Annotated in this window: 12 protein-coding genes; 4 read left to right on the top strand and 8 right to left on the bottom strand. The window is 40.0% G+C overall.

Features of this window, described 5'->3' with window-relative positions:
- Positions 1-124: 124 nt before the first annotated feature.
- Entirely contained in the window at positions 125-823 is a 699-nt protein-coding gene (gene rsuA, locus CXF76_RS10850) for a 16S rRNA pseudouridine(516) synthase RsuA (protein ID WP_024589792.1), read from the bottom strand.
- Positions 824-882: 59 nt separating this feature from the next.
- On the opposite strand from rsuA, the gene zapE reads away from it, so the two are divergent.
- Positions 883-1,992 carry a cell division protein ZapE gene (gene zapE / locus CXF76_RS10845; protein WP_101163641.1) on the top strand — a complete coding sequence of 370 codons (1,110 nt, stop codon included), beginning with the start codon at positions 883-885 and terminating at the stop codon, positions 1,990-1,992.
- A 602-nt stretch (positions 1,993-2,594) separates the two neighbouring features.
- On the opposite strand, the gene CXF76_RS10840 is transcribed toward zapE, so the two are convergent.
- The 6 genes from CXF76_RS10840 to CXF76_RS10815 are packed head-to-tail and all read right to left on the bottom strand — an operon-like array spanning position 2,595 to position 7,565.
- Complete coding sequence (locus CXF76_RS10840) at positions 2,595-4,007, bottom strand: tetratricopeptide repeat protein (RefSeq protein ID WP_101163667.1); 1,413 nt, start codon at positions 4,005-4,007, stop codon at positions 2,595-2,597.
- A 19-nt stretch (positions 4,008-4,026) separates the two neighbouring features.
- Positions 4,027-4,683: an energy transducer TonB gene (locus CXF76_RS10835; protein WP_010555258.1), complete on the bottom strand. Its 657-nt coding sequence runs from the start codon at positions 4,681-4,683 to the stop codon at positions 4,027-4,029.
- Position 4,684: 1 nt separating this feature from the next.
- Positions 4,685-5,089, bottom strand: a complete 405-nt coding sequence (locus CXF76_RS10830; RefSeq protein WP_024589789.1) for an ExbD/TolR family protein — start codon at positions 5,087-5,089, stop codon at positions 4,685-4,687.
- A 4-nt stretch (positions 5,090-5,093) separates the two neighbouring features.
- A complete protein-coding gene (locus tag CXF76_RS10825; RefSeq protein WP_002960812.1) occupies positions 5,094-5,474 on the bottom strand; it encodes a MotA/TolQ/ExbB proton channel family protein in 381 nt (126 codons plus the stop codon).
- Positions 5,467-6,792 carry a MotA/TolQ/ExbB proton channel family protein gene (locus CXF76_RS10820; RefSeq protein WP_024589788.1) on the bottom strand — a complete coding sequence of 442 codons (1,326 nt, stop codon included), beginning with the start codon at positions 6,790-6,792 and terminating at the stop codon, positions 5,467-5,469. The genes CXF76_RS10825 and CXF76_RS10820 overlap by 8 nt, the downstream gene beginning before the upstream one ends.
- A complete protein-coding gene (locus CXF76_RS10815; protein ID WP_010555261.1) occupies positions 6,792-7,565 on the bottom strand; it encodes a DUF3450 family protein in 774 nt (257 codons plus the stop codon). Before CXF76_RS10815 ends, CXF76_RS10820 begins: the two co-directional genes overlap by 1 nt.
- Positions 7,566-7,782: 217 nt before the next feature.
- Between CXF76_RS10815 and CXF76_RS10810 the strand changes: the two genes are divergently transcribed.
- Both CXF76_RS10810 and CXF76_RS10805 read left to right on the top strand, forming a co-directional pair.
- A complete protein-coding gene (locus CXF76_RS10810) occupies positions 7,783-9,963 on the top strand; it encodes a TonB-dependent receptor (RefSeq protein ID WP_101163640.1) in 2,181 nt (726 codons plus the stop codon).
- A 77-nt stretch (positions 9,964-10,040) separates the two neighbouring features.
- Positions 10,041-10,721 carry a Fe2+-dependent dioxygenase gene (locus tag CXF76_RS10805; protein ID WP_007585050.1) on the top strand — a complete coding sequence of 227 codons (681 nt, stop codon included), beginning with the start codon at positions 10,041-10,043 and terminating at the stop codon, positions 10,719-10,721.
- Between the two features lie 190 nt (positions 10,722-10,911).
- Here the strand turns inward: CXF76_RS10805 and galE are convergent, their stop codons facing one another.
- Positions 10,912-11,928: a UDP-glucose 4-epimerase GalE gene (galE, locus tag CXF76_RS10800; RefSeq protein ID WP_024589785.1), complete on the bottom strand. Its 1,017-nt coding sequence runs from the start codon at positions 11,926-11,928 to the stop codon at positions 10,912-10,914.
- Between the two features lie 279 nt (positions 11,929-12,207).
- On the opposite strand from galE, the gene CXF76_RS10795 reads away from it, so the two are divergent.
- A complete protein-coding gene (locus tag CXF76_RS10795) occupies positions 12,208-12,699 on the top strand; it encodes a DUF3016 domain-containing protein (protein WP_010555263.1) in 492 nt (163 codons plus the stop codon).
- The last annotated feature ends 26 nt before the right edge of the window (positions 12,700-12,725 follow it).

The raw sequence follows: 12,725 nt of genomic DNA, 5'->3' as shown, positions 1-12,725 counted from the left end.
TTACTTAGCCCACTAGGTTACAAACCTCGCGCCGCGATTAAATCGCCCCTAGATTGAACAAATTTCAATCCACAAAGTTCAACACGCCCTAGTATATCCAAACTTAGGCTCCTTTAAAGCACTTTTATAGCTTAATTTCTTGCGCTGTTAATAATCGATATTCACCACTAGCCAAGTTTTCATCTAGGGTAATTTCCGCAATTTGCTCGCGATGCAGCTCAACTACTTTGTTATCTACCGCGTAAAGCATACGCTTAACTTGATGATACTTACCTTCACTTATTGATAAACGCAGGCCGTAATTAGCAAGTCTCTCAGCTATAGCTGGGCGAGTTAAATCTTTTTCGTTATGCAGCATGACACCTGTTCGTAATTGCTCAAGGGCTTCATCGGTAATCGGCTCTTGGGTTTCTACTAGGTAGGTTTTAAATTTATTGCTTTTAGGTGACGTAATTTTATGTGACCAATCGCCATCATTAGTAATAATAACTAAACCTGTGGTATCTATATCAAGGCGACCTGCTACGTGAAAGTCGCTCATATTTGGCTCATCAAGTAAGTCAAAAACGGTTTTATGAAGCTCATCGCTGTTAGCGCATACATAGCCAACAGGTTTATTTAGCATGTAATAGCGCTTACCTAAAAATACCAAAGGCGTACCTTGGTGCAGTACTTCATCTTGCTGGGCTAGCTGAAAATTATGTGATGTGATTACTTCACCATTAACGCTTACTTCTTTTCGCTTAATACTCGCGCGAGCTTGGGTACGCGGTATTTCGGCTAAGTGGCTAATAAATTTATCTAAGCGGCAAGGGAATTTCATTTTGGTTCACATTTTTAGTCGGCTACAATGGGCGCGATTATAGCCGATAGTGAAATACCATGACAGTGCACAGCACACAAATTTTAAGCCTTTACCAAGCAAAAATAGACACAGGTGAACTGTGTTTTGATGCTGCGCAGCAAAATGCAGTGGAAGCTTTAAATACGCTAAGCGAGCAACTTCAAGCTCACACATCATGGTGGCAAAAAGCGCCTTTAATAAAAGGTGTTTATTTATACGGACCCGTAGGGCGTGGTAAATCCATGTTGATGGATTTATTTTATAAAAACCTACCTATTGAGCAAAAGCAGCGGCTGCATTTTCATCATTTTATAGCACAAGTGCATGCCCAGCTTTCGCAGCTACAAGGTCAAAAAAACCCACTAATCCTAATTGCAAAACAGTGGGCTAAAAATATTCGTGTATTGTGTTTTGACGAGTTTTTTGTGAGCGACATTGGCGATGCTATGATTATGGCCAGATTGTTCAATGCATTGTTTGAACAAGGTGTTGTGCTGGTGGCCACATCGAACGCAAAGCCTGAGCAACTTTATTACAACGGCCTGCAACGGGCGCGATTTTTACCTACTATCGATTTAATTAATAACCATTGCCATATAATTAACGTGGCAGGGGAGGATGATCACCGCTTTAGATATGGTAAAAACAGTCGTCACTATTTTATTAATTTATCAAATCACGATTTTAAAAATGAGTTTTTAGCTTCGTATCCGGTTGTAACATGTAGCAATACAATTAGTGTGCATGGGCGCGATTTACCTTATTTATTAAGAGCCGATAACGCCTTGATGATTGATTTTATGGCGCTATGCTCAGGCCCACGCAGTGCTAACGACTATATGTTTTTAGCAACCAAATTTGATGTGTTATATGTATCGAACGTGCCGCAAATGGGTGTTAAAGCAACGGGTAAAGTTATTGTTCACGGTATAGAAGATAGCTACCAACGCGAAAAACAAACACTTGATGAGCATACTTTTGACGACGAAGCACGGCGCTTTATTGCCTTAGTAGATGAGTTTTACGATTGCCATAAATTGCTAGTGATAAATGCGCAAACCGACATTGAACATTTATATAAAGGTAAAAAGTTGAGCTTTGAATATGCACGCACACAATCACGCATAGTCGAAATGCAAAATTGGTAACGCTTTAAAATATATTGTAAACGAGCTTGCTCAAGTGAGAAGCGCTGATAGCTATTCATTGCCTTATTAAAATGCAATGCCTCTTAAAATCCTTGCGAATAAATCACTTAAAACCTTATCGCACAAAGAGAAGCAAAAGAGGAGTAAATGAGAAGACATTAAACAATAGTAATTATGCATTTTTACTTCTCTAAAGCGAAGCGCCCTCTAAGCCTCTTTGTGAATAAATCACTTAAGATCTTATTGCACAAAGAGAAGCAAAAGAGGAGTAAATGAGAAGACATTAAAACAATAGTAATTATGTATTTTTACTTCTCTAAAGCGCAGCTCCCTTTTAGCTTCATTGTGAATAAATAACTTAAAATCTTATTGCACAAAGAGAAGTAAAAGAGGAGTAAATGAGAAGACATAAAACAATAGTAATTATGTATTATTACTTCTCTAAAGCGCAGCGCCCTCTAAACCTCTTTGTGAGTAAATCACTTAAGATCTTATTGCACAAAGAGGAGTAAATGAGAAAACATTAAAGCATAGAAATTATGAGCTTTGCTCGTCACGCCAGCAAGCTGTGTCTACAAGAAAGTTTAACCACGGTGTTAAACTTACCCCTCTTGGCGCACTATATTCTCAAGGGCGCGAATATTAGTAATTAAGTCTTGGCGTTGTGGGTTAGCTTGTAATGCTTTTCTAAGATGCTTTAGCGCGCTCGGGTAGTCTTTAGAATCAATCGCTATTTGCGATAATCCAAGCCATGCCGATAGTTGGTAATCAGGTAGGGCTTGTGCACGAACGTACATAAGTTTTGCTTGGGTAAGTTGGCTTTTACCGCGATAAATACTCGCTAAACTAAGTAGGGCATCACCTAAATTCGGGTTTATTTTAAGTGCGTTATTTAAGCTTTTAAGAGCACGTTTAGTATTACCTTGTTGCATAGCAATTTGTGCGCTGTATACAGAAAACTGGGCCTGTTCATCACGGGGTAGTTGCTTAGTTAATCTTTTTGCGCTGCCTATTAGATCTTTAGCTAAATCCCATTTTTGCTCCGATACAAGCCAGCCTAAAGTTTGCATCGTGGTATTAATAACCTCAACTTGCTGCTGTTTAGTGGCGTATTTTAAACCTTGCTTTAATAAACTAACAGCGCGTTCACTGCTACCTTCACTTAAGTGCAGCTGGGCTGCTAAAAGCTGGTTGCTGGTATCTTTAGGGTTGATTTTTAGGGCCACTTCAATAGCAGCAAGCGCTTGCTTTTTTTGATCAAGCTGTAATGCTATTTGTGCACGTTGCAACCAAAGTTCAGCTTTATCAGGGGTTTTATTGAGTAATTCTTTTAATAATGCATTTGCCTGACTTAAATCACCCGATTCAATTAACGCAAACAATAGCCCTTGTTGATATTGGCTTGTTTCTGGCGCTAGCATCAGCGCTTGGCGGTACGCCGCTACTGCGCTCCAAGGTTGGCTATGCTGCACGTGTATATAAGCAAGTTGCGCATAACTTTGTGCATCAGCTTGGCCAAGCTCAATACTATGAACTAGGTGTGTTTGTGCTTTGTCATACTTTGCTTGTTGCATGTATAAAAGGCTCAAACCTTGGTGTGCTTTTACTAAATCAGGTGAGGCTTTTAAACACGCTAAGTAAGCTAGTTCAGCGTTGTTAAAGTCTTTTGTTGAAAGCAGTACTTGTGCACGTAATAAGTTTAAAGCAGTGCTATCTTCGCTTATATCACGGCCTTTAAATAGCGCAGCGACTTCACTGTAATTACCGGCTTGTAAGAGTGGTTGTACTTGGCGAGCAAAACCGCGCTCGTTAGGCTCAATCAGAACTTCTGTAGGGCCCAGTAATTTATTATTTATAGTTAACTGCCATGTTGGATCGCTAGGCGATAAAGTTACTTTTAGAGGCGTACTCATGGCACTTGCATGCACGCTAGTTACACCTAATAAAGGGAATGAGCACATTAAAGTAGTGATAACTGCGCGAGTTAATGGTTTTAGCGTTTTAAATATATTCATGTTTTTCATTTTAATAGGCTTAAGGTTTAAATTCGATTGGCCAAATAAAGCGAGCGCGTACGGTTTCACCTTCTTTTTTAGGTGCACTAAAGCGGCTTTGTTTAATAATTTTGTCGATAGCTGGTTTAAGTTCAGGGTATGGATTTTGTACTACTTCAATTAAACTTACCTTGCCACTTTCATCAATAAATACATCGAGTTTTACAGTAAATACATCAACACCTCGGCGGGTTAAGCTTTTTGGTAAAACGGCCTTGACGGGAGTAAGCAAAGTGGGGAGACCATCGAGTTGATTTAAGCTAAATGCATCCCAATTTACACTCATTGATTGCCATTGTGGCGCGCTTACTTTTACGCTAGGTGTATCGGGTTTTACAATACTTAAATTACTGTTGATCTTAATTTTTACGGCTTGAATAGACGCGCCTGCACCTTCTACCGCTAAGCTTTGCATTGGCTCACTTGTTTGCTGTTGCGATATCGATGGAGGAGGGGGCGGTGGTAGTGCCACCATGGCAATCTCACGTACAACCACTTTGTCTTGTATATGATGTTCAGCAAGTTGCCCAAGCCATAAAAGCAGTAATGCAGCACTAAGTACAATGAGGCTAAGGCCAAATGCAAAAAGTGGATGGCGATTGTTTTTTGTTTTTTGAGGCGAGTCAATCGTGTGCATATTATTGCTTCGTAGCTAAGTTAACTTTCGCCGCACCTGCCAGCTTTGCTTCGTCAATTACTTGAACAAGTAACTCTGTAGGTACTGTTTTATCAGCTTGAATTACCACAGGGCGTTGTTGCTGTTTTAACATTTGCTCGACACTACTACGTACACCAGCAACACCAATTTGGCTACCATCAAAAAATACTTGTTGGTTGTCGGTTATTGCTAAAAAAATGACTTGCTGCTCAAGACGACTGGCCGATACGGCTTGTGGTTTATCAACCTCAACACCGCTTTCGCGTACAAATACGGTTGTAACAATAAAAAATATTAGCAATATAAATACCACATCAAGTAGCGGCGACATATCAATATGTTGCCCCGCTTCTTGCTCTAGCTTGTGCTTTAATCGTGATTGCATAGTGTTACCCTAACTGTTTACTTAACGTATGTAATTTAGGATTACGCTGCGAATACGCTAAATACGCTTGCATTAACCACGCGGGAATAGCGCACACAAGGCCCAATTGAGTTGTTAGTAATGCATCACCAATGGCGTCACTCATTAACTCGTTATGGCCCAGCGCCATTACTTTAAATGTATCAAGTAAACCAACAATGGTACCTAATAAACCAAGTAGCGGAAGAGCGGCAGTTAAAATAGAGCTTACCTCTTGCCAGTAACCTTTACGCTGCGCTTGGTATTGTTTAAGGTGCAGCAAGTCATGAAAAATCAGCTGGTATACAAATAAAGCGAGTAAAAGAATACACCAGCAAATAGGGTTACTAACGATTTTCTCAAACATTGGTTTCTCCTTTTTCTAGTTGACTAAGCTGTAATGCAAAGCCTTCTAGTTGGCTGTAGTACGCTTTTGCTTTACGCGATAACAGTGCATTTAATACCAATGCAGGTATGGCCACGACTAAACCCAGTTCGGTTGTTATAAGTGCTTGTGCGATACCGCCCGATACAACTTCTGGGTCGCCTGAGCCAAATAAAGTCATCATTTTAAATGTTTCGATCATGCCGCTAACAGTGCCTAATAACCCGAGTAATGGGGCTACTGCAGCCGTAACGGCAATAGCGCCAATAAAGTTATCGAGTTTATGCTTATCGTGAATTAACTGATTAAATAACTGATCGTCTCGTACTTGGCCTTTTTCGCTTTGCAGCGTTAAGTTAAATAGCTGCTGCTGCATACCTGCAAATTCACTGCTATTTTCAGCTTTAAAAAATTGCTGTAATTGCATTTGAGAGTGCATTTTAATTTTACTTAAACGCAGTAGTTGTGCGGCTTTTAATAGCGCAATGGTTAGTGCAAAGCAGGCAAATAAAATAATAGGGATAGCCCATAAACCGCCTTTTTCTAGGTGTTCAAGCGGACTTTCTTGTTGGGCTTGGCTAGTTACTAAGTGCGTTAAACTAGGATCAAAAGTAAGTAATGTTGAGCCTACACCGTTTTGCTTTAAAGTATTATCGAGTGGGTTGTCGTCACTTGTTGATTGTACTAACGCTACTTTTAATGCATTAGATTCATCATCCAAATCTAATAAACCCATAAGTTTAGGTGTTTGCGTACTAAACCATGCAACAGGCCCGACTTGAAGGGTATTAGCTTGGCTTAATTCGCCATTACTTAGCACAACCGATTGCTTTTTAAACTGTGGATAAAGTGCCTGTTCTTGATTATTAATTTGCGATATAACGCGGCTTAATAACTCGTTTTGGTTATTAGTCGACTCGTTACTGCTCGCACTATTGCTGGTATTTTGGCGTACAAAACGGCTAAGTAAGTTTAATTGGTATTGCTGCTGCTGTTGCCAAGTGTCTAATCGGGTTTGTAACTGATCGAGGCTTAATGTGTTTTCGTCAGCTAGGCGGCGATTAACTGCGGCTTGTTCGCGTAATTTACTGAGCGATTGCTGCTTGGTAAAAATTTGCTTTGCAAGGGTAGCTTGCTCTTTTGAAATACTATTTTGAGTTTTATTTAGAGTACGTTGCGCTGTTTTTATATCACTTAAAATACTTTGTTTAGCATCATCACTGCTAGCTGCAAAAGAAATGTTTGCACTAAAAAGTAACACTGTGGCGCTAAATACTTTAATTATGCTGTTAGTAGCCATTATTTAGCCCCTTGCTGGTTTTTATTTACATAACTTAATATTGGGAGTGTTACCCAATCAGCAGCGCGCTTTTTTTGCTGTACAGCAATACCCAGTGCAACTTGCTCAGCATTAATGCTTGAGTCAAATTCCCACTGCCAACCTAAGTCACTTGGAAAACCAATACCTACGTAACTTAAATCTTCGCTTACAAACCATGCTTGTGCTGCACCTAAATAAAGCTGCTTTACCCACACTTCTTGCCCGTCAGGATGCTTAATAGCCATTTCGTGAATTGAAATACGTTGTTGAAAATCATTAAGTAGAGTCAGCATTTTTAGCGCTGTTTGTAATTTGTCAGTTGTACTGAGCTGTGAGTCGCTTAAATCACCAGTGTTTTTCCAACTACTTAAAAGTGGCGGGGGGAGTTGCACTTGTAATGAAAGTAATTGCTGAGAAATACGCGCTAGTTGATCATTTAATTGCTGTTGCTCATTTTCAAGTTCTGATTGCTTAGTAACAAGCTGTTCGCGTTTTTGGGCAAGCTCACTGGTGCTTTTTTTTCTACGCTGATTAAGCTCGCTAAGTTGCTGCTGCTCAGCATTTAGAAGCGTTAAGGTTTGCTCCATGCTGCTTTTTTGTTCAAGCCAATGAGTATTTAATTCTGTGTTTTGATTTTCTATTTGTAGCCATTTATTAACGAGTTGTTCTAGCTCACTAACAGTGTCGGCTTTTACTGCCATGGTGCTACAAAGCGCGATAACTACGCTAATTGGTTTAATTAAGCTTCGCATTACTTAACAACAATCCTGAAAGTTACGACAAGCAATTACAGGGACGTAATTACTGTTAATTTTTGAGTGTGTATACAATATAGGAATTCACATAACAATGCAATTGATAACAGTTATCGTTTACATTGCGTTGTTTGAGTGGTAGGATTTCGCCGAAATTAAATATGTACCTTAAATTAACAATAGTTAAGTGCTTAATAAAAACTACGGAGTAACCATGAGTAAGCCATCGAATAAAGGGAATGCCTACATAAAGCCAATTGCAGCGGTTGTTACGGCAACGCTTTCAACTTGGGCAAGTGCACAGGATGTCCAAGAACTATCGGTAACTAAAGCAGAAACTAAAACTGAGTCTAGCTATGTTGTTGAAAAATCAACGTCGCATAAATACACTCAACCGCTACTCGATACAGCTAAAACTGTAACGGCAATTAACCAAGCGGTAATGAAAGACAGAAACGTAGATAGCCTACGTGATGCTTTGCGTAATGTTTCAGGTATTTCTTTAGCAGCAGGTGAGGGGGGCTCACCTACTGGCGATAGCATGTCGATTCGTGGTTTTAGTGCTACAAATGATATTTTTGTAGATGGTATTCGTGATGTTGCAGGTTACACACGCGATATTTACAACATTGAAGCCGTTGAAGTTGCAAAAGGCCCTGGCTCAGCAGTTTCTGGTCGTGGCGCAACAGGTGGTAGTGTTAATTTAGAAAGTAAAAAGGCGAAGTTAGACAGCTTTAACGACGTTTCGCTACGTTTAGGCACAGAAAACGATTACCGTGGTCGTTTTGATACTAACATTCAAGTAAACGACACAAGCGCACTACGTATAAACCTTCTTACTGATAAAGGTGATGTTGCAGGTCGTGACCATGTTGAAAACGAAACAAATGCTGTTGCGTTTGCATTTGCAACAGGGCTTGGTACAAACAGCCGTTTTGATTTAAACCTAGAGTATCAACGCCAAGATAATTTACCAGATTACGGCATTCCGTGGGTTTACAGCGATACGCCTGTAGCTGAACTTGCAGATAGCGCGCGCTCACCTTCTCCTGTCGATTTTGATAACTTTTACGGTAATATTTATCGTGATTACGAAGATATTGAAGCCTACTCAACAACAGCTCGTTATGAGTATGATTTTTCTCAAAATACTACGTTACGTGTGCAAGGTCGTTTAGGTAAAGTAAAACGTGAATCAGTAACAACTGCACCGCGTTATTTCTCGGTTACAACAGACACTGATATTACCTTTGCAGATGAAAAAACACGTGATACTGAAAATTCACTTGCTGCACTTCAAGTTGATTTAATTGGTAACTATGAGTTTGCTGGCTTTACTCACGACGTAGTAGTGGGTGTTGAACTTGCAAACGAAACGTTTACACGCCATAACTTTGTTGCAACTACGCCTGATAACCTAATTGAAGATGGAATACGCAACGACTTATACAACCCTGATGCAACAATTGCATTTACGGGTGTGTACGGCCGTGACGGTACAAGCATTGAAGCTAAAGCTAAAAACCAAGCTATTTATGCATTTGATACAGTGACGCTTAACAAGCAATGGGAAGTTACAGGCGGAATTCGCTTTGATAGCTTCACTACGGATTATCACAACGATTACAATGATCCAAGCGCTTTAATTTCTACAAGTGACGATTTATTTAGCTGGAATGCAGCTGTAGTTTATAAACCTACAGAAAATGGCAGTGTATATTTTGGCGCAGGTAATTCATTCAATCCATCAGCGGAAAGTCTAACGGTATCTACGCGTTCAAATGCAGCTGATTTAGACGCAGAAGAAAGCCGCAGTTATGAATTAGGAACTAAATGGAGCCTAATGGATGGCCGCCTGCAAACTAATGCTGCACTTTTCCGTACTGAAAAAACCAATGCCCGTACTGATGACCCATTTGCAGATAGCTCAAGTGACGAAATACTTGGTGGTGAACAGCGCGTACAAGGTTTAGAGCTTTCAGCAACGGGACTAATTACTAAAGAGTGGACTGTAATTGCTTCATACACTTACCAAGATAGCGAAGTAACTAAAGCATTAGGCGACGACGCAACTCAAATTGGTAACGAGCTTGCACGTACGCCTAAAAATAGCGCGAGTGTTTGGACTACGTACGATATGTCGGATAAATTATCGTTTGGTTTAGGTGCGCAATATGTAGGTGAGCGTTACAACGGGACTACTTCAACACGCTCTCGTGCGCCAGGTTATACTATTTTTGACCTGATGGTTGCGTATGACATATCAAAAGATTTGAGCCTGCAGTTTAATGGTGAAAACCTAGGTGATAAAGATTACGTTGATCAGTTAGGTGGTGGACACTTTGTACCAGGTGATGGTCGTAAGTTTAGCTTAACAGCGAGCTACTCTTTCTAAGAGTAAAATAAGTACGGCATAAAAGGGCAGAGTTAACTCTGCCCTTAATTATTTGATGAAAATGTGAGAGGGCGCACATGCTAGTTAAAATTCCAGAGCTATTAACGAAAGAAGAAGTGGCGTATTGCCATGAGGTTTTGCTTAAAGCGCAGTGGGCCGATGGCAGTATTACCGCAGGGCATCAATCAACCAAAGCAAAAAATAACTTACAGCTACCTGAAAATAGCCCTGAATGCCAAGAGCTTGGCGACATTATTATGGCAGCACTTGCGCGTAGTAATTTGTTTATGTCGGCAGCGCTCCCCGCAAAAATTTTTCCTCCGCTTTTTAACTGTTATCAAGGTGGGCAATCGTTTGGAGTGCATGTAGATAATGCGATTAGACAAGTGCCGGGTACGCCAGTAAAAATTCGTACAGATGTATCAATGACGTTATTTATTAATGACCCCGAAGACTATGAGGGCGGTGAACTTGTTATTGAAGACACTTATGGCTCACATAGCGTAAAGCTGCCAGCAGGCAGTATGGTGTTGTACCCTTCAACGAGTTTACATCGTGTAATGCCAGTAACAAGTGGGCGCAGATTAGCCTCATTCTTTTGGTTACAGAGCATGGTAAACAGCGACGAAAAACGTGGTTTACTCTTTGATTTAGATATGTCGATTCAAAGTTTGCGCAGCAAAGTAGAAGATAGCCCAGAGATTATTCAATTAACAGGGGTTTATCATAACTTGCTAAGACAGTGGGCGCAGACATAACGAAGATACTCGTTATTAAATATTAAATATTAAATATTGGATATTAGATATAAGTAATTAAAAGCTGCGCTTTTCGCGTGAGTAAGCTCTACGCCTACGACGCAGCCATAAAATTGAATTCGGTGTTTAAAATACTCGGTATGCGCGGCTTGATGCCGCGCACTTATTGTAAGCGCAAAGCTTGTTTTACTTAACCCTTATAACCGTTAGGGTTATTTGACTGCCAGCGCCAGGTATCTTGCATCATTTCATCAATACCGCGCACTGCTTCCCAGCCAAGTTCATTAAGTGCTTTTTCTGGCGCTGCATAACACGCTGCAATATCACCCGGGCGGCGAGGTGAAACCTGATAAGGTACAGCTTGATCGCTTGCTTTAATAAATGCATTAACCATTTGTAGTACAGAGTAACCATTACCAGTACCTAGGTTATAAACTAATGCACCCGTACTGCTGGCAATTTTATCAAGCGCTTTTAAATGACCAATAGCTAAATCTACAACGTGTATATAGTCGCGTACACCTGTGCCATCAACTGTGTCGTAGTCATCACCAAATACAGCGAGTTGCTTTAATTTACCTACCGCTACTTGTGCGATAAACGGTAAAAGGTTGTTTGGAATACCATTAGGATCTTCACCAATTAAGCCCGACTCATGTGCACCCACTGGGTTAAAGTAACGCAAAATAGCAAACGCAAAGCGCTCATCTGATTTGGCGATATCTTGTAGCATCATCTCAACCATCAGCTTAGATGTGCCGTACGGGTTAGTAGTACCGCCTACAGGAAAGTCTTCTTTAATTGGTAAGCTTGCAGGGTCGCCGTATACTGTGGCTGACGAGCTAAATACTAATTTAAATACACCAGCATCGCGCATTGCATCAACAAGCGTAAGCGTACCTTGTACATTGTTTTGATAGTACTCAATGGGCTTTGCAACCGACTCGCCTACTGATTTTAAGCCCGCAAAATGTATAACACTATCAACCGTGTGTTTTGCAAATACTGAATCTAAAAAGGGTTTATCGAGAATATCGCCTTGGTAAAAAGTGGCCTCTTTGCCTGTAATATTCTTTACGCGCGCAAGTGATTCTTGTGATGAGTTACTTAAATTATCAATAACAACAACATCGTTACCTTGCTGTAAAAGTTCTAAAACAGTGTGCGAGCCAATATAGCCAGCGCCACCGGTTACTAAAATAGTCATGAAAGCTCCGTGGGTACCTTTTATCAATTGAGTTAATTTCACCATAAATAGAGGTGATTTACATGCTTTATCTGTAATTTCTATAGTTTAAATAACATCTTTTTTTAATAACGGTAAATTAATCACTTTTGATTACATTTTACTCAGTACAAGTAACACTTTATACGTAAGATTAAGTTATAGTTAATAAACAAGTGCTAAAATGAGTCTAGTAATAGCTAATGCTAGGTTTACTCCAATCTACACTTTTGTGATTGGTCTACCTCTTTGGAGAAAGATATGAATTTAGTTAAAAAAATAGCAACAACAATGTGTATCGCATTACCTGCGCTTGCCCATGCTGGTGAGTCTGTTGTTAAATGGCATGACTTTAATGATTATCGTGATGTGCGAGCGTCAAACCAAACAAAGAGCTCATATCACAAAAGTGTGGCAGCAAGTTTCGAAAAGCATATGGCTAAACTAGCCGAGCAATTGCCAAAAGATTATAAATTAAACGTAGAGTTTACAGATTTAGATTTAGCAGGTGATGTGCGTTATGGCGGTATGGACGAAATTCGTGTAGTAAAACCAATTTACTTTCCACGCATTAAGTTAAATTATTCGTTAACCGATAACGACGGTACAGTGCTAAGTAAAGATACTGATGTGGAGCTTAAAGATATGGGCTTTATGGATAAAATTAAAATGGGCCGCGACGAATCATTTTATTACGAAAAACGCTTACTAACAGAGTGGTTTGGTGAACAAATATTACCAAGTTTAGATTAACTGAAAATAAAAATGCCGCTAAATAG

Source organism: Pseudoalteromonas sp. 78C3 (genome assembly GCF_002836695.1).
Lineage (GTDB): Bacteria > Pseudomonadota > Gammaproteobacteria > Enterobacterales > Alteromonadaceae > Pseudoalteromonas > Pseudoalteromonas arctica.
This window is presented reverse-complemented; position numbering and strand designations above follow the sequence as displayed.

Coding starts and splice junctions, on each gene's coding strand:
- rsuA (WP_024589792.1), bottom strand. CDS start 823: ATGAAATTCCCTTGCCGCTTAGATAAATTTATTAGCCACTTAGCCGAA.
- zapE (WP_101163641.1), top strand. CDS start 883: ATGACAGTGCACAGCACACAAATTTTAAGCCTTTACCAAGCAAAAATA.
- CXF76_RS10840 (WP_101163667.1), bottom strand. CDS start 4,007: ATGAATATATTTAAAACGCTAAAACCATTAACTCGCGCAGTTATCACT.
- CXF76_RS10835 (WP_010555258.1), bottom strand. CDS start 4,683: ATGCACACGATTGACTCGCCTCAAAAAACAAAAAACAATCGCCATCCA.
- CXF76_RS10830 (WP_024589789.1), bottom strand. CDS start 5,089: ATGCAATCACGATTAAAGCACAAGCTAGAGCAAGAAGCGGGGCAACAT.
- CXF76_RS10825 (WP_002960812.1), bottom strand. CDS start 5,474: ATGTTTGAGAAAATCGTTAGTAACCCTATTTGCTGGTGTATTCTTTTA.
- CXF76_RS10820 (WP_024589788.1), bottom strand. CDS start 6,792: ATGGCTACTAACAGCATAATTAAAGTATTTAGCGCCACAGTGTTACTT.
- CXF76_RS10815 (WP_010555261.1), bottom strand. CDS start 7,565: ATGCGAAGCTTAATTAAACCAATTAGCGTAGTTATCGCGCTTTGTAGC.
- CXF76_RS10810 (WP_101163640.1), top strand. CDS start 7,783: ATGAGTAAGCCATCGAATAAAGGGAATGCCTACATAAAGCCAATTGCA.
- CXF76_RS10805 (WP_007585050.1), top strand. CDS start 10,041: ATGCTAGTTAAAATTCCAGAGCTATTAACGAAAGAAGAAGTGGCGTAT.
- galE (WP_024589785.1), bottom strand. CDS start 11,928: ATGACTATTTTAGTAACCGGTGGCGCTGGCTATATTGGCTCGCACACT.
- CXF76_RS10795 (WP_010555263.1), top strand. CDS start 12,208: ATGAATTTAGTTAAAAAAATAGCAACAACAATGTGTATCGCATTACCT.